Annotated in this window: 14 protein-coding genes and 1 pseudogene; 4 read left to right on the plus strand and 11 right to left on the minus strand. The window is 43.4% G+C overall.

The window, feature by feature from the left end; all coding sequences use genetic code 11:
* Positions 1 to 1,581: hypothetical protein (locus Q0R52_RS16505; RefSeq protein ID WP_295796218.1), on the plus strand; the 1,581-nt coding region annotated here is incomplete at its 5' end.
* Between the two features lie 166 nt (positions 1,582 to 1,747).
* On the opposite strand, the gene Q0R52_RS16510 is transcribed toward Q0R52_RS16505, so the two are convergent.
* On the minus strand, positions 1,748 to 2,299 hold the full coding sequence (locus Q0R52_RS16510) for a hypothetical protein (RefSeq protein ID WP_295796220.1): 552 nt from the start codon (positions 2,297 to 2,299) through the stop codon (positions 1,748 to 1,750).
* A 179-nt stretch (positions 2,300 to 2,478) separates the two neighbouring features.
* On the opposite strand from Q0R52_RS16510, the gene Q0R52_RS16515 reads away from it, so the two are divergent.
* On the plus strand, positions 2,479 to 3,348 hold the full coding sequence (locus Q0R52_RS16515; protein ID WP_295796222.1) for a pirin family protein: 870 nt from the start codon (positions 2,479 to 2,481) through the stop codon (positions 3,346 to 3,348).
* Between the two features lie 73 nt (positions 3,349 to 3,421).
* Here Q0R52_RS16515 and Q0R52_RS16520 read toward each other — a convergent pair whose 3' ends face one another.
* From Q0R52_RS16520 to Q0R52_RS16530, 3 genes are all read right to left on the minus strand, one after another.
* Positions 3,422 to 3,805 carry a hypothetical protein gene (locus tag Q0R52_RS16520; RefSeq protein WP_295796223.1) on the minus strand — a complete coding sequence of 128 codons (384 nt, stop codon included), beginning with the start codon at positions 3,803 to 3,805 and terminating at the stop codon, positions 3,422 to 3,424.
* A 136-nt stretch (positions 3,806 to 3,941) separates the two neighbouring features.
* A complete protein-coding gene (locus tag Q0R52_RS16525; RefSeq protein ID WP_295796225.1) occupies positions 3,942 to 6,188 on the minus strand; it encodes a CRTAC1 family protein in 2,247 nt (748 codons plus the stop codon).
* Between the two features lie 203 nt (positions 6,189 to 6,391).
* Positions 6,392 to 6,994 (minus strand): hypothetical protein, encoded by a 603-nt coding sequence (locus Q0R52_RS16530; protein WP_295796226.1) that lies wholly within the window; start codon positions 6,992 to 6,994, stop codon positions 6,392 to 6,394.
* 93 nt (positions 6,995 to 7,087) lie between these two features.
* On the opposite strand from Q0R52_RS16530, the gene Q0R52_RS16535 reads away from it, so the two are divergent.
* On the plus strand, positions 7,088 to 8,353 hold the full coding sequence (locus Q0R52_RS16535) for a DUF2268 domain-containing putative Zn-dependent protease (RefSeq protein WP_295796229.1): 1,266 nt from the start codon (positions 7,088 to 7,090) through the stop codon (positions 8,351 to 8,353).
* A gap of 68 nt (positions 8,354 to 8,421) precedes the next feature.
* On the opposite strand, the gene Q0R52_RS16540 is transcribed toward Q0R52_RS16535, so the two are convergent.
* Positions 8,422 to 8,898, minus strand: a complete 477-nt coding sequence (locus tag Q0R52_RS16540) for a DinB family protein (protein ID WP_295796231.1) — start codon at positions 8,896 to 8,898, stop codon at positions 8,422 to 8,424.
* Between the two features lie 12 nt (positions 8,899 to 8,910).
* Positions 8,911 to 9,600 carry a DUF2461 domain-containing protein gene (locus Q0R52_RS16545; protein WP_295796232.1) on the minus strand — a complete coding sequence of 230 codons (690 nt, stop codon included), beginning with the start codon at positions 9,598 to 9,600 and terminating at the stop codon, positions 8,911 to 8,913.
* A 295-nt stretch (positions 9,601 to 9,895) separates the two neighbouring features.
* Here Q0R52_RS16545 and Q0R52_RS16550 point away from each other — a divergent pair, with 295 nt between their 5' ends.
* Positions 9,896 to 10,867 carry a putative sulfate exporter family transporter gene (locus tag Q0R52_RS16550; RefSeq protein WP_295796233.1) on the plus strand — a complete coding sequence of 324 codons (972 nt, stop codon included), beginning with the start codon at positions 9,896 to 9,898 and terminating at the stop codon, positions 10,865 to 10,867.
* A gap of 15 nt (positions 10,868 to 10,882) precedes the next feature.
* Here the strand turns inward: Q0R52_RS16550 and Q0R52_RS16555 are convergent, their stop codons facing one another.
* The 5 genes and pseudogenes from Q0R52_RS16555 to Q0R52_RS16575 form a co-directional block, all read right to left on the minus strand.
* Complete coding sequence (locus Q0R52_RS16555; protein WP_295796234.1) at positions 10,883 to 14,122, minus strand: caspase family protein; 3,240 nt, start codon at positions 14,120 to 14,122, stop codon at positions 10,883 to 10,885.
* A 12-nt stretch (positions 14,123 to 14,134) separates the two neighbouring features.
* Entirely contained in the window at positions 14,135 to 17,371 is a 3,237-nt protein-coding gene (locus Q0R52_RS16560) for a caspase family protein (RefSeq protein WP_295796235.1), read from the minus strand.
* A gap of 11 nt (positions 17,372 to 17,382) precedes the next feature.
* Positions 17,383 to 17,919 (minus strand): annotated as a pseudogene (locus Q0R52_RS16565) (caspase family protein); the annotation flags it as partial.
* Positions 17,920 to 17,937: 18 nt separating this feature from the next.
* Positions 17,938 to 20,574 carry a WD40 repeat domain-containing protein gene (locus tag Q0R52_RS16570; protein WP_295796236.1) on the minus strand — a complete coding sequence of 879 codons (2,637 nt, stop codon included), beginning with the start codon at positions 20,572 to 20,574 and terminating at the stop codon, positions 17,938 to 17,940.
* 8 nt (positions 20,575 to 20,582) lie between these two features.
* The gene (locus tag Q0R52_RS16575; protein ID WP_295796237.1) at positions 20,583 to 23,921 is read right to left on the minus strand and encodes a caspase family protein; all 3,339 of its coding nucleotides are present in this window, start codon (positions 23,919 to 23,921) and stop codon (positions 20,583 to 20,585) included.
* Positions 23,922 to 23,929 lie beyond the last annotated feature (8 nt).

Genomic DNA, 23,929 nt, shown 5'->3' on the forward strand with positions numbered 1-23,929 from the left:
GAGACCCTTACGGCCGACATTGGCGGGCCTGAGCAACAGTATGAGGCCGTGTTAAAGCCAATGCCCAAAAGCAAGTATGAAACCTGGCTGCCCAAAGGCCCGAAAGTTGACGGCAGCGATGATACCAAAGGGGATGACAGCGCAAAGTTTTATGTAGAGGTGCACGACAAAACCAACCCCAATAAGCTATACCCCGGCAACTTTACTGTACGTTATGAGCTAAAGGATATTACGCATTACAAAGGTTTTAATAGTAATTACCCGGTTTACGATGGCGACGAAAAAGCGGATATAAAGATATGCGACAGCACAAGATTTTTTTCGATAGCCACTTTTGACCCCACGAAGTGCACCGACAGTGTAGCAACATCGGTGATTAATAATGGCAATTTGGCGATTGTACAGTTAACGACGATGGATTACGGCGCCTGGGCCAAGCTCACGGCCAAGGTAACGCTGGACGATGGAAGCGAGCTTGACGCGAGCCCTTATTACGATAAAGGAGAAACATTTATCACCTTACCTTTTGACAGGGACGAGAATAAAATAGCCGACATTTGGGAGAAGCACGAAAATATATTTGGAAAAGGATACGGACTGGATTGGGATGAAGACGTAAAGCCCGATAACGGGCACCCTGGCGATGGCATAGCTTTATTAGATGAATACCGCGGGTTTTTAACCGAAGACGATAGCTATAACCCCATATATAAACGATTTTCGCCGCAAAAAAAGGAGCTAATAACCATAGGCCTTGCAAACCTTACTGCTAATGGCTCAACTTATAAAAAAGAAATAAAGGATGGTGCAATGGGTTTTGGCAGGGCGTCGGATGTGGAAGTGTATCATTTTACAAACTCGAAATATGGTTACCACGAGGAGGGCGTTAGCGGCGCCAACTATGGCAGGTGGACAAATTATAACAGCCCTTTGAAACATAGCCATGGGGTAGTTATTTACGCGGACGATCACCGCACAACCGATCCCGCATTTGCCAAAGCGCTTGCGACCACTTTTCCAACATTTGCATTAAGCAGGGCTGGATATCTTGGCGGACAATCGCCCGAGGAAACTAAAGAGGTGCATCTATGGACCGTCTACATTATAAATGATGTGCCATTTAAACCCACTGAGTTTATGCCGGACCATCCGGAAGGGATGTCGGATCCATTTGAACAAAGGATGTTCAGCAATATAGCAGCAGCCAACGCCGAATTTCACGTAAATATCGACCCTAACCATGCGTCGCCGTTAGTAACGCTGAACCTTCCGGATAATATTAAGCACATAGTATCGTATTCAGTTTCGCACGAACTGGGGCATGCAACAGGAATTCATCATCACAATGCCAGCAATGCAGGGCCAAACGATATCAACTTTTACAAGGGCAGCCCTAACTGCGTAATGCGCTATTGGATGGATAATAAATACCCCGACAATTGCCTTACCTGGATGCAGATGTGGATTTTTGGGCTGTGGAACCCCGCGACTATGATAACACCCCATGGAGGCGCCGACTTTATAAAACTATGCAAAGGAGGGGATGATTGCTTTCACCAAATGAATTTGAAAAAGCTTTAGCAGGGAATATCAAAGCAGGATTTATTCGTTGCAATCTCCGTTGTAGCGCCGGGTTTTAACCCGGCGCTACAATATGGGCCGAACATACGGTTCTTTAAATAATTCACGCCATGTGCTTTTGGGACTGGCTTAAGAATCGTGTGGGCAACGTATAATTATTCATCAGTTACTGCTTATGTCTTAAATCGTTTGGATAATCAATATTTGCAATAACAATCCCGTCTTTCGCCGCTTCCTCTACTGTAATTGATTCTAGTTGAATAAGCTCAGGCAGCTTTATGCGTTTAAGTATATTTAAATTTTGGAGGCGATACTCTCTATAATAGAAAACATCTTTTTTTCTCGTTATCTCCACTCCGTGGAAATTAAAGCAGGTCACAACTTTATCTTTAACAACACAGATATAATTATCATGCTTTTCCTGGTAAACAAATACCAGATAATCATTATACCATTCAATCAGATGGCAATCGCAACTATCGTTAGTTATCGGCTCCCAGCTAAAATATTCGCCATTATTATAAAATAATCGAAGTAAATGTTTATCCCAATAGTTTGATTGAAACCATGCCAATTTTCCATTTGAATAATCAATGTCAACTTCAGATATATGGCATTCATCATTAAAATCGTCATACCAAACTATCATGCTTTCGTTGCAGGTAGCATTAATGCCCTCATGCTTTAATCTATCTATAACAATCTTTGTAACATCCATTAGTCGGTAATTTATTACTTAATAAATATATGTCAATAGTTTTAAGCCCCGCGAAAAATAATTTAAACTTTATAAATAGGACAAAAAGTCTGGACATAGGCACTGATTTCTTAACCCACATCAAGTATTAGGAATGCAGCACTGAGTATCTTTGTATATAAATTATCAAGGAGAGCAAAATGCAAAAGCAAATTGAAAAAATATACAGCCGCCCTGCCCGTCCGGGTATGGTTGGCGACGGTTTCAGGGTATTTAATTATTTCCCTAATGCCGAATTGACACAAAAGCGGGTCAGCCCATTTTTGATGATGGACTTTAATGCCGAATATGATTTTGGCCCGTCGGATCATATTCGTGGGGTAGATGTGCACCCGCATAAAGGTTTTGAAACCGTTACCATTGCCTATAAAGGCAGTGTGGCCCACCACGATAGCACCGGCAACAGCGGCGTAATAAACCCCGGTGATGTACAGTGGATGACAGCCGGCGGTGGTATATTACACAAAGAATACCACGAGGAAAGTTTTTCGAAAAAAGGCGGTCCGTTCGAGATGGTGCAGCTTTGGGTAAACCTGCCCGCAAAAGATAAGTTGACCGCGCCCAAATATCAGCCTATAACAGCTGCCGAAATGGGCAAAATTATGTTGCCGGATAATGGCGGTACGGTAAATATTATTGCCGGCGATTTTAATGGCAACAAAGGCCCTGCTACTACTTTTACTGCAGTTAACATGTTTGATATTAAATTAAACAAAGGCGGAAAAATGAGCGCGAATATCCCGGCAACCCATAACTCGGTATTGCTGGTTGTGGAGGGTAAAGTGGTTGTTAACGGCCAGAATTTGGATGAGCATGATTTTGTGTTGTTTAAAAACGAAGGCGAGGAAATTGCCATTACTGCTGATGAAACCAGCGTAGTTTTATTGCTGAGCGGCGAGCCTATTAACGAGCCTATTGCTCAATACGGTCCGTTCGTAATGAACACGCACCAGGAGCTTCAGGTTGCATTCCAGGAATTTCAGTCGGGCAAATTTGGGGTGTTGGACTAATATAATTCTTAAGTTTTAATAAAACAGGAAAAGCGGCTTAGTGGCCGCTTTTCCTGTTTTATACTTTTTCTTTTTAGTTCGATGCAGAGCTCCAGCCATCGCTCCAGCCGCCGTTAAGGCCCTGGCTTTGCGAATCTTTTATCAACTTTTGATATTTAATAACCTGCTCCGGAGTTAATACGCTTTTTATTTTTTTGATGGTGGCAGCACGCAATGGCCTTACATCTGCCAACATTTTATTGGTATTGCCATTTTCTTTTACCTTGATTTTATCAAATTTCTCAACCGACTCCTTGTAAATATCGGTAACCTTTTCAGTTTGCCTGGCCGAAAGGTTCAACTCTTTTTGTAAGCCTTTAGCCTTTTCTACCGGATCGGTAACCACTTTTTTGGGTTGAGCAATAAGGGCAGTTGTCATACCGATAAACAAGCCGCATATTAACAGAAGTTTTTTCATTCCTTTATAGGTTAAGAGTTTATATATTATTATAAATATAGTATCTTTTTTTAACAAAATAAAGGGGTTAAGGTTTTGTTTGCCTTAACCCTCAGTTCAATAAAGTTTAGGGGTAGTATATTATGATACAGCAGTACTATTTCACCTGACTAATCATTGGCATACAAACAGGCGGCTTGGCCAGTTTTTTATAAGCCAACTTTTTTAAATGGATTACTTCGACAATGTTATTGCCCTCGGTTAGATGCAAAAACTGGTTTGGCTTAACGTTTTTAAAATGCTGCACCGCATTATCGCCGGCCCATTGTATTTCAATATCGTCAATTACCTTAGCCTGGCCTATCCCAATTTCCTGCCGCAAAGGCGATGAGCCAAAACTTCCGCCTGAGTTAACGTCTTTGTAAACATTCCGTTTTACGCCGTTATCAACAAAACTTAGTTTAATATGACTGCCGATGGCGACCCGGTTGGCCTTAACGCCTTCAAGGTTAAGGCTTATCCAATTGTTGTTACTTTGACCGGGATTAACGTAAAGCGAACTGGTGTACGAATCGCCTATATAAGCGCCGCCCATTTTGATATAAATATCCTGGATACCTGTGTTCCTGATATCGGCGAAGGCGACACCGTGACCTTTTTGAAGGTTGCCGGTGCGGGAGGACACGGTTACATCAGCAAATTTCTTACCGCCCAGGTTCTTAAACATTTTATTAGGTACCAGCGACTTAAAGTCAGGATTACCCGTTCCAAAATACATATCCAGGTAACCGTCATTGTCAATGTCACCAAAATTAGCGCCCATACTAAACGTTACTTTATCAAGACCAGCTTCTTTACTTACATTGGTAAAAGTGCCATTCTGGTTATTGTGGTACAGGTAAATAGTGCCGGCATCCGGAACCGGTTTGCCCATGCCTTCGGCCCCTGCATAATAAGCAAGGCTTTTCGACCTGAAGTTATAATCGCAAACCAATACGTCGCTCCATCCATCGTTATCGTAGTCATAAAACCAGGTGGTAAAAGTTCTTGCGTGGTTTGAAGCAATCCCGGCCTTTTCGGTAACATCTTCAAAGTCGACACCGTCGCCTTTTATACCTTTGTTTCGCAGTAAGTATTTCTGACCATTCATCGTAGAAAGAAATACATCGGGCCAGCCGTCATGGTCAAAGTCGGCAGAGGTTACGCCCTTTACAAAAGCCATCATATTGCAATGCGCCTTTTCGGCAATATCGGTAAAGGTTCCATCATGATTGTTGATATACAGCATGCACCTTTGCGACCCTCCTGCGTCATATTCACTGGAGTCTTCAGCCCCGATAAATACGTCGAGCCAGCCATCGTTGTTAAAGTCGGCCCATACCGCGGCCTGTGTTGGGTGTAAGAAGTATAAGCCCGCTGATAGGGTGACATCAGTAAAGGTGCCATCACCGTTGTTACGCAGCAGCGAACTGGGCTGATTGCCGAATCCCTGGGTGTTCCAGGCTCCCCTTAAAACAAAAATGTCGAGGTTGCCATCATTGTTGTAGTCGGTTTGCTGAATGTTTAATCCACCGGTTATGCCCTTTAGCCCGCTTTGCGCAGTTAAATCGCTAAAGGTTCCGTCTTTGTTGTTTTGGAAATATTGTATCGGGTCGCTTAGGTCCCATGCCGAGCTTACAATGTCAAGGTAGCCGTCATTATTAAAATCGTCAACTATAACACCGCCGGCCCTGCCGTTCATATTCAAACCCAGGTCGGCAGCCATATCGGTAAAAGGTTTTACATCAAATGCATTGCCTTTATCAAGTCCGGGGATGAGAAATTCTTTGGGTACATCGTTGGGGTATTTCCCAAGTGTCATAAACGCTACGTTTAGCAACCACCTTGATTCATAGTCCTCCGGGTTGGTGCGTAATATTGTCTCGTAGGTTTCAATGGCCTTAGTCGATCCGGTTTTGTTTAAGTGCACCCCGCCGTCTTTTATAGGGAAAATGCACGATGAGCCGTTGTGGTTGAGCATGCAATTGTTCCGCTCGCCCATGCGCATATAAGCAATACTAATGTCGGGCATTAGGGCGCTAAGGTTCATGAAATCCTCTTTGCTGGCAATATTTTCATAGTCCTGCACTGCCTGGTCCTCTTTGCCGACTTTAAGGGCGAGAGATGCACGTGCGTTAAGCAGGAAAAGACTATTTTCATTGCCGGGCATTTTCAGCAGTGAATCAACGTACTTAAATTTCACCTCCGGGCTAAAGGGATTTTCGATGGTGGAATTTTTGTTTCTAAGACCCGTAAGTATCTCAATCATCTGCTGATGCGTTGACGCAGGACGGTAATAGGAAGTGATTATGATAGCAAGGAGCAGTAAAACTGCAGCCCCGCCAATTTTTATTTTAGTAGTCATTTAAAATCAGAATAATAGGTTCGTGGATGTTTGTATTTAGCTGCATTGATATAAATGGCAAGATGATACTATCATCAGCATAAATATTAGCAGTGGGAAAGGAGTGTTTTTCCCGGGTATCAAAGGCACATACTACATAATAATAATGGACGCTATAAAAACAGCGCTCAATTATTAAGTGACGGATTTGATAAACAGAAAATTTAACAAACAGACTTGGGTGGCTGCTCGGGGATGTCGAGACTTTGGCAGGTTGTTGGTAACACCGGCTGAATGGCTTTTTTTGCCATTCCGTTAAATGGTGCTTTAAACTGATACTTTATAAAGGTAAAACTTAAATTATAAGCAATTGTAGTTTTGCCGTAAGGAACATGCTCCTTTTTAGGGATCTGCATATCGATGTTTTCAGCATGTATTACATTCTCTTTGGATAAACGGGTAGTCTCGTAGTTAGGAATACATTTAAGATAAACGGCATCGTGTGTTACCCGCATTTCTACATAATTGTAAGCTGCATTGGCGAAATGTATGCTGCCGCTCACTTTTTCGTAGCCCGCCCATTCAGATACATTGGGCATATTTGCCGGAATCTTTATTTCGGTAAGGTCGCTAACGTTATATAGCCCTTCGCTTGTTTGGGTCTTGAAAAATTTGGCCGTGCGGTAGCTTAAATATTGATATACAGCCAATTGCCCACATAAACTTACGAGGTAAATACTGAGGAATAATATGGCTACTAACTTTTTCAGCGGTGGTATGGGTTTAGTATTAGTGCCTAAATATGGGTTTTTTAAACGAACATTCAAAAAATTTTTCCAATTGAAGGGTAAGTATTACTAAGATTTAATATTTTACAGAGATTATTTTGCCCGTTAACTATTAAACATCCAACCTTACCTATGCGAAAAATTTTACTGATAACCGTTATCCTGTTAAAAACAGCCGCATCGTTTTCACAATCAAAATCCGACAGCTTATTGCAAGCTGGGAACGTATTTTATAAAAGACACGACTATATAAAAACCGCCGAAATATGGACAAAAGCCGCGGAAGCCGCTGATAATAAAATCAGCAAAAGCACTATTTATTTTTATGCCGCCAGCGCTTATGCTGGTGGCAAGGATAGTAGTAACAGCTTTAAACTTTTGGAACTGGGTATTGGTAAATACGGGTTTAATGATATCCCCATGCTAAAAGCCGATGACGATTTTGACTTTATGAAGCAAAGCGAGCACTGGAAGAAGGTTATCCGTAGTATTAAGCCGGCCTACTCAACCAATCCGCGGAAAGCAAAAATTATTGATAGCGATGTTAAAAACTTTTGGGCAGCATTTGACAAAGTTGCTGCTGATACCGCTCATGCTGAAAGCATCTATAAAAAATATTATTTTGATAAAGGCACTGTGGCATTGCTTGATTACTATGTAAACAAGATGGGGCACAACCTGTATTCGTTTACGCGGGATCATAACGGGATGAAAAAGTTTTACACCAGTATCCGTCCCAATACTTTTAAAGCTGCAACTTACAAGCAGGATTATATTAATAGCTACGTAGCGTTTAAAAAACTATACCCTGATGCCATTTTCCCTGATATTTATTTTGTGATAGGGAAGTTAAATTCGGCCGGGACTTCTACAGGTAACGGCCTTATTCTTGCCGCCGATCAATCGGCAAAAACCAGCACTACCGATTTGTCTGAAATAAAAAGCTGGCAGTTGCATTACCTGAATCCGCTGAAAGGCCTGGTGCATATTGTAGCGCATGAGCTAATCCACTACCAGCAAAACAGCATGGCGTCTGACACTACACTGCTGCGCGAGGCTGTAATTGAGGGAATGGCCGACTTTATGGGCGAACTGATTTCGGGCAAACAAACCAACGACAGGTTGGTGGAATTTGCAAAAGGTAAGGAAAAGAAAATTTGGGCCGATTTTGCAAAGGAGATGTATCTTGACCGGAAGCAAAATTGGATAGGCAACGGTGACGATGACCGCCCCGACCACCCCGCCGACTTGGGTTATTGGGTTGGTTACCGAATTTGCAAGGCCTATTACAGCCACGCAAAAAATAAAAAACAAGCCGTTTATAATATGCTGCACATACAGGATTATAAAAAGTTTTTGGCGGATAGCAAGTTTGAGGCGGAGGTGAATGCCCTTTAACCGGCGAAGAATTCTTAAAAAGCCCGTGGATGGAATCTCACATCCCCGGGCTTTTTACCTACTCGCTATTACCTTTTCACCAACAACAATTGACCGTTATGTGAGCTTAAATGATTGGTGCGGCTTATCAATAAATTCAATTTATTCCTTTCGGGTTGGGTAGCAAATTCTTCGACGGTAACATAAGTATGCCTGGAAAGCCACTCTTCAACTGTCATTTGGTTGAATTTTTCATTGAGGAATTGGTGCAGCTTATCCCAGCTTTCCTTTAACCATGCTGTTTCAGGATACACAGCATCAGGCTGCTGGGCGTCGATGAAAAGATGGTCAAGGTCAGCGTGCGAGCGTTCGCCCAGTTCCAGGGCTTCCACCATCCTGTCGTGCACAGCCAATAAATGGCCTATTACATACACAACTTTATTGCGGCCGGGAGCAATCTCCTCGTCCATTGCCCATTCGCTCAACGAATCAAATAATTTGGTGGCCTGCGCAACGCGCTGTTCCCAGGCCGCAAGGCATTGGGTGATAATCAATTTTTCAGACATGTGTTTTATAATTCAGATTAATATTCCGTTGATATCAGTCATTAGCACTTCGCTCATGTAATCGAGAAAAGGCCGCGTATTTTTAAAGGCCTCGTTTATCAAATCGATAAAATTATCGCTCAAAACTTCCTCGTCGGTAAACCGGCGCATTACCAGGTATTGTTTAAAGCGCAATAAGTCGACGGCCTCGTGCGAGCCGTCATAACCCTTAGGTTGTGTTTTTAATTGTTCACCCTGCAGAGCACCAAAAGTGTTTACAAAAGTTTCGTTACTAAGAATGGCCCGCAATGGTGCCGGATCAAATGCAATATCATCACGCACTAATTTGATATCCTGCGTGTTTGGTCCCCAAAAACCGGCCATTACAAAGCTTTTATCGCCGGGTTCAAAATGGTAATAATATCCCCCGCGTCTTTGCTTGCCCGCCCGTTTAAAACGCCCGCCCCAATAAGTGCTGAAAGGGGTTTTATCCTTAGAGAAACGAACATCGCGGTAAATGCGGTACATGCTTTTTGCCCCGCCGGCAGTTTCAATAACATCGTGCAGGTTTAGCTCGCGCAGCATGCGGTCGGCAAAAGCAGCTACCCGGGCCTGCTCTTCTAGGTATGTAGGTTTATTAGCCGCAAACCAATTGCGGTCGTTACTTGCTTTTAATTCGTTAATAAATTTAAAGGCCGATGCCGGAAATTTTACTTTAGCCATTTTTTAGTCCTTCATAGAGCAGGAATGTTTGCCTAAACCCCCGGTTTTCATTGGTTGGTTTTGTTTTTCAAATCTAACCGCTGTTAATGTAATTGAAGCTTGTTTGGTAAATCATTACACAAGTATTACTTATATTGAAAATGTGACGAAGAACCATTTGTTTCATTTCAAATGTAGTGACTAAACACACATAGAGTACGGTTTGTCATTACTTTAAGTTATCGAGTATTCCTCTTTATGATATAAAATACATTAGAATGCTACCGATACTTGCATCAATAAATAATTTATAGTTATGCAAGTACTACAGCCGGCTGCAAACTCCCGGTCGTTAATCAATATCAACGTTCCTACAAAAAAGGTGATATTTATCATCTGCGTGGCATTTTGCCTTACGCCTTTCGCCAGCCCAGCATTAGCTCTGCTGGCGGGCCTGGTAATAGCGCAATTAATCGGTCATCCATATCTGCACCTTAATCATAAAGCAACTCATATACTGCTCCAGGTTTCGGTTGTTGGTTTGGGTTTTGGCATGAACGTGCATAGTGCCCTCCAGGCCGGTAAACAAGGTATTTTATTTACCGTGGGTTCAATAACAGCCACATTGATATTTGGTTACTTTATGGGTAAATGGCTCAACATCGAAAAGAAAACCTCCTTCCTTATTTCCTCCGGAACTGCTATTTGTGGCGGGAGCGCTATTGCGGCAATTTCACCTGTAATAAAGGCCGAAGAAAAACAAATTTCGGTTGCTTTAGGGTGCGTGTTTGTACTTAACTCTATCGCGCTGTTTGTGTTCCCGGCTATCGGGCATTACTTCAACCTGTCGCAAACGCAGTTCGGGCTCTGGTGCGCCATTGCCATACACGATACCAGTTCGGTGGTTGGTGCGGCAGGCAAGTATGGCGCCCACGCGCTGGAAGTTGCCACAACTGTTAAACTGGCCCGTGCGTTATGGATAATCCCGGTAACTTTTATTGCATCCGGGTTCTTAAAAAACCGATCTAAAAAAATCAAAATACCCTATTTTATCGGGCTGTTTATTCTGGCGATGATAGCCAATACTTACCTTCCGGAAATCTCAGCTATAAGCCCCTATTTAATTGCGATTGCAAAAGCGGGGTTAACGCTTACATTGTTTTTAATTGGCGCAGGCTTATCACGAACTGTATTATGGGCTGTGGGCTTTAAACCTTTTTTGCAAGGAGTGGTATTATGGATTGCTATTTCGGCTACGGCTTTGTATGCAGTTATGCACCTGGCGTAAAAAAATAATTAAAGTTTATTTCACAATCTGCACCGGGAAATCGCTCCCAAAACCATAGCTGGCCGGATACTGCGGCGTACCATTATATTTCTTCATCAAATCGGGAACCTGTACTTGTAAATAGTTTTTGAGGCCATTTACCGTAACCATCTTATTGCTGGTCGCCTCACCCTTCATGGCTTTTAACAGTACATACGTAAACGCCCCATGCCCCAATTGCGAAAACTCGTTGGCAAACTGTTGGCTGCCACTGGCGGCTATCCAATGCGTGCCTGTACTGCGGGCAACCAGCGCCAGGCTTTTCAGCTTGCCGGCATCGTTGGTCATCAGCGCGGCAAAAGCGCCGGCGCTTTGGCAGGCATCCAATATAAACACCTGTTTCTGCGCGGATATATCGATGGCATATTGCTGCAATAATTTGGATGGGATGCCATGCTCCGCCAATGCTTCATCTACATTTTTTAAGTCGGCAACATCGGTCGGTACCAGGTAAAACTCTTTATTTTTGTCGCTGATAACGCCGTGGCCTGCATAGTAAAAAATAAGCACATCCTGTGGTTTGGCGTTTTGCTGCACCGTTTTAAATGCCTGTAAAATACCGGCTTTGTCCGCCTTGTCATCAGTAATAAAATAAGTTTTAATATTGGCCGTAAATGTGGCTGCATCGCGTTCGGCCTCTTCTTTAAATGCTGTTGCATCGGCCAGGGCGTAGTTGAGGCTCATTTTTGGGTTTTTATATTGATTGATGCCAACCACAATTAAATGCACAGTGGCGTCCTTATCAATCCCGGCAATAAAAGTGTTTAAATTATTTGCGGCAGGTTTGGCTGGTGTGTTGGCTTGCGCTGTGCCGTTGTCATAACGTATGGCTATTTCGTCTGGCACACTCTCTGTGCGCTGGCTGTTAAGCGCAACTGCGCGGATATTGTTTACCCCCGGCAATAAGTTTAACGTATATTTTTTGCTATCGGTGCCGGTGGTATTATCAGTAACAAACAATCCGCGGGTGGCAAGATTTACAATTTTACCATTATGAAAAAGGCGTATCTCATCAATTTTATCATTTTCTGCAGATGCATTTACGGTAATCTCGGCAATGCCGGTGGTGTTGGTGTAGGCTGGTACTTTATCATCAACCACGTTCAAATTGCGGTAAATCTGTTTGTAGCTAATCTTCACTTTTGGCACCGCTTTGATATTTACATCCACGGGAGCAAATTTTTCGCCGGCAACTATGCGGGCAAACAGGTTAGGCGTGTAAAACTTTTCGAAGTAAGCGCCGGGGTCAACAAACTCGTTACCGCGCACGAAGTAAAATTTTTTGAGGCTCTCCATATTGCCGTCATACAGGCCGTCGGGAGTAACGGCAATCCAATCGTTAAGGCCTTTAAAATGGGCAAGGTCCACTAAATGCCTGGCCGTTACTCCATCGTATATCTGCACCATGTTGGTTATCTCGCTCATTAAGGCAACCAGGTAATTATTCCCTAAAAATGATATTTCATCTGCACCCAAAATGTCCCCGGCGCGGCTAACTTCTTTGCCGGTGGCAAATTCATAAACAATCAGCATATTATTTTTGCTCATGTAGTAGTCGCCACGGGTGCGATACGATACTGCGACGTATTTTTCATCGGGCGAAATGGCAAATTTGTTCACCCGCATACCACTAATTTCAAGCAGCGGTATTTTTGCAAGTTGACGCCCGGTGCTTACCGAGGTGGTTATTAAGCTTGGCGATTGCGGGCCCTGGTCGTGCAAAACATTAACACTGTATAGCTTATTGCCGGCACTGTTGAAAATCGGGTAGTCGCCAACCTGCACTTCTGCGGTTATTTCGGTATTGGCCCGGTAGTTATAAATATTTACACGCGCATCAGGGTAGTGCTGATAAACAACTGTTTGATTATCAGGCGAGGCAAAATACCTTGGGTAGGTTAGGCCGATAGTTTTAATTACGGTCCCGCTGGTTAAATTAATAATGTTGCCGGCGCCTGCTTTTTCTATAAAGCCTATGGTGCCATCAGGCGATATGCTTTTTACTCCTTTGTCCGAGGTAGTCAATACACTGCCGGTGTTGATATTAACAACTGTTTGCTGCGAGAAATTACCCGACAGATAATAATCGCCCTGGTCGCCAAAGGCAGAACTGTAACGGTTTGAGCCTTCTTTGGTGGCAAAGGGAATTGTTTTTTCAAACCTGTAGCTGCCGATGTTCCAAAAACGTGCTTCGTTTGCTGCGGTAGTAAAAATAAGCTGATTTGTTTTGGTGTTTACAGTCATCAGCTGCAGCCGCGCAGTTTCATTTTTTAAATCCCGTAACTTTTCAAAATTTTCCATAGCATATAGATGCCCATCACTGGTTTCGCGGTCGAAAAACACAAAGTATTTTTCGCTGGCAGCTACAATAACATTGTAGTCCATTTCAAAAAAGTAATGCAACTCCTGGTTAGTTGCCCTGTCAATCACCCGGCGGGGCGACATTAATACATATTTGCCATTGTTCGAAAAGCTAACAGCATCTACAGTTATGGTTTTTTCCTCTAGCACCGTTACCAAACGAGTATCAAGGTTTACTTTGTAAAGTTTGGTTTTGCCGTTAACATAAAGCTCGTTATTGTCTGGCGCAAGGCCAATTTGGTCGGGCTGGGCGTCGGGTTGTTCAAATTGCAGGGCAGCACTATTGTCTATATTATAAACCAGCAGTTTTCCACCTTCTACTATAGCGATATATTTTTTGTTGAATTTGATATTGTTAATATTAAATGAACCATCCGGGTCAGGCGCTTTCCAATTAATGGTTTTCAAAAGCGTTCCGTCGGCAGTATTGCGTATCATAATTGTTCCGGCGCTAACTACGGCAGCCATGGTTCCGTCGGTTGATATAATGATGCCTATTTTATAGTCACCTTTCATTTTGGCTCTCAAAAACTCGTACTCCATTTTTCCGGCAAGCATATCCCAGTACTCCCATCCGCTTTCCATACGCACGGTGAGGTGGCGTTTATCTGCCGAAAACTTTAGCTGGCCCTGCACATCATCACTTAGCTGTAGTGTTTTTAACTGCATACCGTTAGCTATACTCCAAATTTTAACTGATTTGTCTGACGCGCCGGTGGCGATGTATTTATCATCGGGCGATATAGCCACCGCTTGCACATACCCGGTGTGGGCAATGGGGATACGCAGTTCCAGCTTTTGGGCTACTGCATTGGATATGATAATCGCCAGTAAAAAAGTGAATATTAATTTCATTATACCTCGTATTTATTTTATTACCCCTACCGGGAAATCGTTCCCCAAGCCATAACTGGATGGGTATTGCGGTGTGCCATTATATTTCTTCATCAGATCGGGCACCTGCACCTGTAAAAAATTTTTCAGCCCGTTTATGGTTACCATTTTATTGCTGGCTGCTTCGCCCTTCATGGCTTTTAACAACACATAGGTGAAAGCGCCATGCCCCAATTGCGAAAATTCGTTGGCAAACTGCTGACTGCCGCTGGCCGCTGTCCAATGCGTACCTGTGCTGCGTGCTACGGTCGCCAGGCTTTTTTGCTGGTCGCCATCGTTGCGTAACAGCGTTGCAAACGCCCCGGCGCTTTGGCAGGCATCCAGTATAAATACCTGTTTTTGGGCCGCTATATCAATGGCGTAGTGTTGCAGCATTTTTGATGGGATGCCGTGTTGTTCCAGTGCTTCATCAACGTTCTTCAAATCGGTAACATCATTGGGGACGAGATAAAACTCTTTATTTTTTTCGCTGATAACCCCGTGTCCTGCATAGTAAAACACGAACACATCCTGTGGTTTGGCATTTTTTTGAACTTCGGTAAAGGCGGCTATAATGCCGTTTTTATCGGCTTTGTCATCGGTAACGAAATAAGTTTTTACACTGGTTATGATGGTTTTTGCATCCAGTTCGGCGGCATCCTTAAATGCGGTAGCATCTGCCAGTGCATAATTGAGGCTCATTTTTGGGTTTTTATAGGCATTGATGCCCACAACTACCAGATGCATGGTGGCATTCCGGTCAACAGCATCAATTATACCGCCGCTTTTGTTAACCGGCGCAGGCACATTGGCCTGCCCGCCGGTGTTATAGGTTACGGTTATTTCATCCGGCTCGCTTTCAGTGCGCTGACCGTTCAATGCAACTGCCCGGATGTTATTTACGCCCGGCAACAGGTTAAGCGTGTATTTTTTTGTATCGGTGCCGGTGGTGTTATCGGTAACGAAAAGTCCGCGTGTTGCCAGGTTAATGATCTTTCCGTTATGAAACAGGCGGATCTCATCGATCTTATCATTTTCGGCAGATGCATTTACTGTAATTTCGGCAACGCCGGTTGTGTTTTTATAAGCCGGGTTTTTATCATCCACCACATCAAGGTTGCGGGTAACCTGTGCGTAGCTTATCCTCGCACTGGGTTGCGGGTTAATGATCATGTCTATCGGCGGGAATTGTTCGCCATTAACCAGCCGTTGGTACAAGTTTGGTGTGTAAAATTTTTCATAAACAACATCCAGGTTAACCTTTATGCGGTTGCGGTAATAATACATTCGTTTTATGCCGCCATCAGTTCCGTCAAAGCGGCCGTATTGGTCTAAAAAAACGAAGTCGTTACCATCATTAAATAAAAATATGGTACCCAGCATCTTCCCGGTAGCCGGTTGCCATACCTTAATGGTTTGGTCGGTTGATACAGTGTACATAATTGATCCGTCGGGTGTAAACAACGCATCGCGAATAGATGAGGTATGCGCCTTTATCGTGTACAAAACCTCGCCTCTTAAATTGATAGCTGTTACGTTGCCATTGTATTCGCACTTAAATAATATTGATAGGTCTGGTGTGCATTTGTAAATGCCAAATTGCCCGATGGAGGAGTACTGAACAGATTTTGACAGCAGATTACCCGTACCCAGGTTATACAACTCCGTGGAATTGTTATGAACAAGTAGTACACTTTTTTTATCGTTTGATAATGCAATATAATCGCAGCGGTCTTTACCTATCTCCTTATCAAACAAAACAGTACCATCTGTTATGTTCCAAACTTTAGCATGTTGTTCTCCTGCAACTCCGTCAATGCCTGCCATCAAAGCTTTATCCGGGTGTACAACAGCGCCACTCAGGCTGCGGTAGCTGAGTACTTTTGTTATAACACCGGTTTTTAGGTTTATGCGGTTTAGCGTGTTTAGCTGTCTGGGAATGCTGAACGTGGTAAAGTAAACCTGCGCATTATCTTTACTAAAAAAGAAGCCTTTCATTTGGTTTGTGGAAGCCTCCTCAACCAATTTAAGGGGAGGCAGCAAAAGTTTGCCGGTTACCAGGTTTTTTATATAAGCTTTATGATAATTAAATGCGGCAAGGGTATCACCGGTGACGCTAAAAGTTGTTATGTCTCCGTTAATTGGCAATGGTTTATGGCGCGTTGGTTTTAACTTAACCAGGTTCACGCTTTTATAAACGGTATCGTCGGTAATTAAATTGAGCACGCCCGTTTTGTAATCATATTCAAGCGAGTTAAACACATCCATCCCCAAATCGGCTACCTGCCTTTTGAAGTTGGCGCCGGTTTTACCAGTGGTTGTATTTACAATATAAACATCAGAATAGTGCGAGCTGATAAGCGTGTGCGATGCTCCCATAAAATAACCGGCATCAATGCTTTGTGCCTGGCGCAGCTGGTTTACCGGTAAAAAAGTAGCGCCGTTGTAAACAGTATACGTTTTTCCTTCAAACTCGCCCTTGTCCATAATAAACTGCTTATTATCTGCCGACGGGATGAGCGTGTACTCGTTTCTTTTGATGGGCAGTGTACCCAAAACCTTGCCGGTATAAACATCCCTGAAGGTTACCTGGTCGAATACGGAATTATAGGCCATCGCATGGATATTTGGCAGGTAAGTGTGCCTGAAAGCATTTTTATCCACCTTGTATTCATAATCTACTGTTTTTGTTGCTGTGTTAAATGCCTGCCAGCCCAGTTCGTCGTACATTACAATGTGCGATGCGTCGAGCACCTCAACGGAATTTTCAAGGGTTGCCCGGTTGCTTTTATAAATTACCCTTTCGGTTTGGGTGGCCACATTTATTGCAATAACACCGTCGTAATTGGTATATATTTCGCTGTCGTCTGCCGAGAATTTGGCGGAAAAGCCGTAATAATGTTGCCGGCCTTCGAAAAGCTTTTTACCTGTCACAGTCGAAAAACAAACAAGGTACGATTTACAACCCACAGCCAGTTTGGTGCCATCGTTACTTAACGAAATGTCGGTGATCTTTTCCGCTCCTATTGGGAAAGTGTACAGTTGCTCATGTGTTTTTGCATCCCACATAATGGCCTTTGTATCTTCAACTGTATACAAATATTTGCCTTGCTTGTCCAGCAAAACCTTTTCCACCTTAAGCGCGTGGCCAGCTGGGATAACAATATTTCCTGTTTGCGCAGCACTGCCAACCCATACAAAACATAACAAAACCAATATTAGCTTTCTCATATCTATTTAAATTATTTTATAACCCCCACCGGGAAATCATTACCCAGGCCATAGCTTGATGGGTATTGCGGTGTACCGTTATATTTCTTCATCAAATCGGGCACCTGTACCTGTAAAAAGTTTTTGAGCCCGTTTATGGTTACCATTTTATTGTTTGCCGCTTCGCCTTTCATTGCTTTTAGCAGCACATAGGTAAAGGCTCCATGCCCCAGCTGCGAAAACTCATTGGCAAATTGCTGACTGCCGCTGGCGGCTATCCAATGCGTGCCCGTGCTGCGGGCAACTACGGCCAGGCTTTTCTGCTGATTGGCATCGTCAGCCAGTAAAGTGGCAAATGCGCCCGCACTTTGGCAGGCATCCAAAATAAATACCTGTTTTTGCGCTGCTATGTTAATGGCATACTGCTGCAGTATTTTTGAAGGGATGCCGTGCTGCTCCAATGCTTCATCCACATTTTTTAGGTCGGTAACATCATTCGGTACAAGGTAAAACTCTTTATTTTTTTCGCTGATAACACCGTGGCCCGCGTAGTAAAACACAAAAACATCCTGCGGTTTGGCATTTTTTTAGACCTCTGTAAAGGCGGCTATGATGCCGCTTTTGTCGGCTTTGTCGTCGGTAACAAAGTAAGTTTTTACACTGGTGATGATGGTTTTTGCGTCCAGTTCTGCCGCATCTTTAAATGCTGTAGCATCGGCCAGGGCATAGTTGAGGCTCATTTTTGGGTTTTTGTAATCATTGATGCCAACCACAACCAGGTGCATAGTAGCATTGCGGTCGACCGCATCAATCATACCGCCGCTTTTGTTAACCGGCGCAGGCACATTGGCCTGCCCGCCGGTGTTATAGGTTACGGTTATTTCATCCGGCTCGCTTTCAGTGCGCTGCCCGTTCAATGCAACTGCCCGGATGTTATTTATGCCCGGCAACAGGTTAAGCGTGTATTTTTTTGTATCGGTGCCGGTTGTGTTATCAGTTACGAAAAGCCCCCTGATAGCCAGGTTCACGATCTTCCCGTTATGAAAAAGACGTATCTCATCTATTTTATCATTTTCAGCAGATGCGTTGACGGTAATTTCGGCGACCCCGGTAGTATTAGCAAACGCGGGTATCTTATCATCAACTACGTTTAGGTTACGTACCACCTGCGCATAGCTTATTTTGGTACGCGGTTGTGGGTTAATGATGATATCAATCGGCGGGAATTGCTCACCGGTTATCAGGCGTTGGTACAGGTTGGGGGTGTAAAAGCGTTCGTAAACAACGTCCAAATTTACCTTTATGCGGTTGCGATAATAGTATATGCGCTTAATGCCGCCTTCGCTGCCGTCGAAGCGGCCGTAGGGGTCCAAAAAAACGTAGTCGTTGCCATCGGCAAAAAGATATAGAGTCCCTAGTAATTTGCCGGTTTGGGGCAGCCATACCTTCATCGTTCCATTGTCGGACATGGTGTACATTAATGATCCGTCTTGCGAAAAAATGATGCCGTGGATAGGGCCCTCGTGCGCCTTAATATCGTACAATATCTTCCCGCTTGTATCAACGGCCCTTAGCATCCCGTAGATTGTTGCGTTAAATAATATCGACTGATCGGGCGTACTGCCAAAAATATTTCCCAAAATAAAGGGTTCAATCGTCGATAGTAATTTACCCGTTGCCAAATTATATGTTTGCCACTTTTTGTTAACGATCATCAGTAGTTTTTTCTTGTCTTTTGATACGTTGATGAAATCGCAATTATCCTCGCCCATATCTTTGTCGAACAATAACTTGCCTGTAGTTACATTCCATACTTTGGCGTGCGAATACTTGTAACTTACATCAAACGCTGCCAGCAGGTCTTTGTCGGGGTGCAAATTTGGCGAACGTGTACCATGAAAAGTGATCATAGTTTCCACTAAGCCAGTTTTAACGTTTACCCGTTTTAAAACATGTACTTGTTTTGGTATGTCATGCACAGTGTAATAAGCATGGATGCCACTATTATCAAAAAAGAAATTATCACTTTCGGTTGTGGCGGCCTCATCCGTAAGGCGCATCACGGGCAGTAATAATTTGCCGGTCGCTACATTTTTAATGAAGCCTCTTTTTTCATAATCGAACATAGCAACGGTATCACCTGTGGGGCTGAAGGCTATGCAGCTCATTTGGGGTAATGGCTTATACCTGAAAGGCTTAAATTTAACCATATTGATGCTCCTGTAAACCGAGTCGTCGGTTAGTAAATTGAAGAGCCCACTGTTGTAGTTATAGTCAAAAATCTCCTTGCCCAAATTAGCCACCTGCCTTTTAAATGCATAATTTACGGTTCCCGTTTTAGTATTTACAATGGTAATATTACCTAGCGATGGTGCATACACCGTACTTGCATCATCATAAAAATAAGCGGGAGAGATTTCCTCCTTCAATTTAAATTTTCTTACGGGCATCCATGTTTCACCGTTGTAAACTGTGTATGTGTCGGCATGCAAATAATCGTTTTCGTTCAAAATGAAATATTTACTATTCGCCGATGGAAGCAGCCACATCCTGCTTTCCTTTTGCTTAGCGATGGTTTTTACTGTTTTGCCCGTGTATATGTCTCTAAGGGTTACAGGTGTTTCGCGTCCGTAATCACCCATGCAATGCAAGTTGGGCATATAAAACACTGAACTGCCGTATGGATACTTATATTCAAAATCAACTTTACCGCCTGTTACATCAATAACCCGCCAGCTATCGTTGTTTGCCACCAGCACATGGCCGTTATCCAATGCGGCAACCACTTGCGGAATGATGTACAAAAATTCTATTATCCTGGTTTGCTTTTTAGTTGCAACATCGGTAGCAAACAAGCCGCTTCCGGCAGTATAAATTTTAGAGTCATCGGTAGAGAATACCGGGTTATTTCCAATTATTTTAAACAAGGACTTTCCCGTTACGGTAGAGAAGCAAGTATCGCCCATTATCAACTTTGTGCCATCGCTGCTCAAGGACATCTGTTTGCCATTATTTTTAAACGTGTATAGCTGGCTATGCGTCTTCACATCCCACATTATGGCTTTATTTTCCTCCTGGCTGTACAAGTATTTCCCCTGTTTATCAATCAGTATATTTTGTACCGCATTGGCGTGGCCGTCGGGAATAATAATGTTGCCTGTTTGGCCAATACAGTTAATAGCGTATAAAAGCGTTATTGATAGTAACCAAAACAGTTTTTTCATATCTTTTATTATTTAATCACCTCTACCGGAAAATCGTTGCCCAAACCATAGCTCGAAGGGTATTGCGGCGTGCCGTTATATTTCTTCATTAAATCGGGAACCTGCACCTGCAGGTAATTTTTCAAATCGTTTATGGTCACCATGTTATTGCTGGCCGCTTCGCCCTTCATGGCTTTTAGCAACACATAGGTAAATGCGCCGTGACCAAGCTGGGCAAACTCGTTGGCAAACTGCTGGCTGCCGCTGGCGGCTATCCAATGCGTGCCCGTGCTTCGCGCTACAACGGCAAAGCTTTTCTGGCGGTTGGCATCATTGGTCATCAGCGTGGCGAAGGCCCCGGCGCTTTGGCAGGCATCCAGTATAAATACCTGTTTTTGGGCGGCTATGTTAATAGCATATTGCTGCAGCATTTTTGAAGGTATGCCGTGCAGTTCAAGCGCCTCGTCAACATTTTTTAGATCGGTAACATCATTCGGTACCAGGTAAAACTCCTTATTTTTTTCGCTGATAACCCCGTGTCCGGCATAGTAAAACACGAATACATCCTGCGGTTTGGCATTTTTTTGCACTTCGGTAAGGGCGGCCAAAATGCCGCTTTTATCCGCTTTATCATCAGTAACAAAATATGTTTTTACGTTGGTTATCATCGTATGTGCATCGCGCTCGGCTTCATCCTTAAATGCGGTCGCGTCGGCTAATGCATAATTGAGGCTCATTTTGGGGTTTTTATAGGCGTTTATGCCAACCACCACCAGGTGCAGCGTTGCATTTTTATCGATAGCAGCAATTATGCCGCCAGCGTTTGTACTAACCGGGGCCGGGGCGACTGCTGCATTGCCCCCTTTATAAATTACAGCCAATTCATCGGGCGCGCTTTCTGTGCGCTGCGTGTTTAGCGCCAAAGCACGGACGTTGTTCTGGCCGGGCAGCAGGTTGATGGTGTATTTTTTTGTAACTGTGCTTGCCTTGCTGTCATTTGTTACTATCAGATTCCGGGAGGTAAGCGTTACAATTTTACCATTGTGAAAAACCCTAATTTCATCAATGGCATCGTCGGGCGATGTTGCTGTAACACTAATTTCCGCTACACCGGTTGTGTTATTAAAGGTGGGGATATCATTGCTTACAACAAGGTTGCGCTGCCCGGCCTCGTAGGTCATTTTTACTGTTGGCACCCTTTTAAGGTTATTAATGTCAACCGGCAGCGGCGCAAACCGCTCACCATTAAGAACCCTGTTGATAAGCAAGGGGGTAAAAAATTGCTCGTACAGTCCCTCGAGTGGTATAATTTCCTTCCCCTGGGTGTAATACATTTTCTTCAGCATAGTGGGTGTAGCATCAAATCTGCCATCGGGGGTAAAAGCCGCCCATTCTTCATTGTCATCAAACAATACCAGTTTCAGCAGCTCTTTTTGGTTTTTCCAATCCCATATCCTTATGGTATTATCAGCCGAAGAAGATATAAGGTATTTTTCGTTACTCATAAATGCGCTATAGCTCACATTATTGGGGTGACCGGTCAGTTCGCCGGTTTTAGTAAAAGTAGCCAGGTCCCAAATTTCAATTTTGCTGCCAACGTTTAGCAAGGCATATTTCAGGTCGCTGGTAACCACCGCGTTGCTTATCTGCTTGCCGTCACCAAAAACTTTTAGTTTAATAGGCGCACCGTCACTTACATTTAGCCACATTGCCTTATTCTGGTAATGGTCAATACAAAAAACCACCGCGTTATCCCTGCTGAAGTTGAAGGAGTAATCCCCCCCTTGTCGCTCCCAAAGCTTTGCACCTGTCGTAACATTAAAACAGGCCATATAACCAATGGGCTCACCCTTCCTGATACTAAAAGCGATAAACGTTTTGTTATCCGGCGAAAATGCACCGGTACCTGTTTTTCCCTGAAACAAATAATCATCCCCGGTGGGAATTTTTTTAAGCACCTTTTTGCTTTTTATATCAATTATTCTAACCTCTGCGCCTCCAATGGTGGCCAGCAACGTTCCATCGTTCGAAAAAACAATTTCCTGGGGGCTGGATGTTTGCGGAGTGTCAATTGCGTCATATTTTTCGCCAGGGGCTTCCGTGTTATAAAGATTAACAGAATTTACAGTTGCATTTACCCCCGTTTTTCCATCGGGGGAAATACCGATGAGATCAGGTATAGTCATGAAGGGCCCGGGCTTATTAAACGACAAGTTATGAGCCCTAAAGCCGTTGCGGGTTATGCTCAGCTGCTTAAAAGTTTTATAAATGCCGCCAAGTAATATGGTACTGGCCAATGCGCTTGATTTTAATGATCCAACATACATCAGCGCATCGCCAAAATTATCACCGGCTAAATTATTGTTTGTATTAATGGGGTACAGCTTAACTCCACCCTCGGCAAATGACTGTGTTCCAATAATAAAAACTCCAGGCTTCGGCGTAAAACACATACTGTAAGCTTTGCCAACAGGCACGAGGTATAAATTTGGTGCCGTGTGATTTACATAATCAAAAACCGCAAAATCTTCGCCAGATGCTAACAAACACTGCCCGGATTTTTTATCAAACTGTATTGTTTGAAAGTTAAATTCATAAGAAAAAGTGCCCTGAAACGTGATGTTTGTTTCCCAGCTTACTTGTTTTGTATCTGCATTAATCAGGCGTATGGTATAATTACGACTATTTTTTTCCAATTCCTTTATGCCCATCATTTCACCATTGGGGAGGAAACACAATATTTTTACATCAGTATTAAATCTCTCTAATTCTTTACCGGCGGTATCAATCAGCGCCGATTCTTGACGACCGTTAAAACAGAGCAGTTTGTTCTGTTGTTTATTTAATGTTATCCTGTAAATGGCAAAATAATAATTATCAGCAGACGACTGTGTGTACAGCTTTTTAACCGAAAAATCTTGTAGGTCCATGCTAAGGATAGTTGCCTTGTAATTTTCCGGCCGGGTTGATAGGTACAGTGTCCGGTCGTTAGCCGCCAGTGCTGCGGATACAAAACCTTTCAATGCAACCTGTTTGGTTATTTTGAATTTGCCGAAATCAAAGATCATTAATACATCCTTGCCTAATGCAAGCAATTCCGTGCCGTTGTTTCTAAAAATAAACTGGTCAAACATATAAACCCCGCCGGCCGCTGTTTTATCCGGGAAATTATAAAGCAGCTTGCCCGAGACCATCTCCCAAATCTTAGTGGTGTTATCGTCGGACGAAGAAATAAGGTATTTATTATCCGGCGATACAATCGTTGATGCGATGTGGGCAGTGTGCCCGGCGGGTAAAGTAAGCACGGGGCCTTGCGAAAAGCCTTTCAATCCTAAAAAACAAAATATCAGCAAAAATATTTTTTTCATGGCCTTAT

The organism is Mucilaginibacter sp. (genome assembly GCF_025359345.1).
GTDB lineage: Bacteria > Bacteroidota > Bacteroidia > Sphingobacteriales > Sphingobacteriaceae > Mucilaginibacter.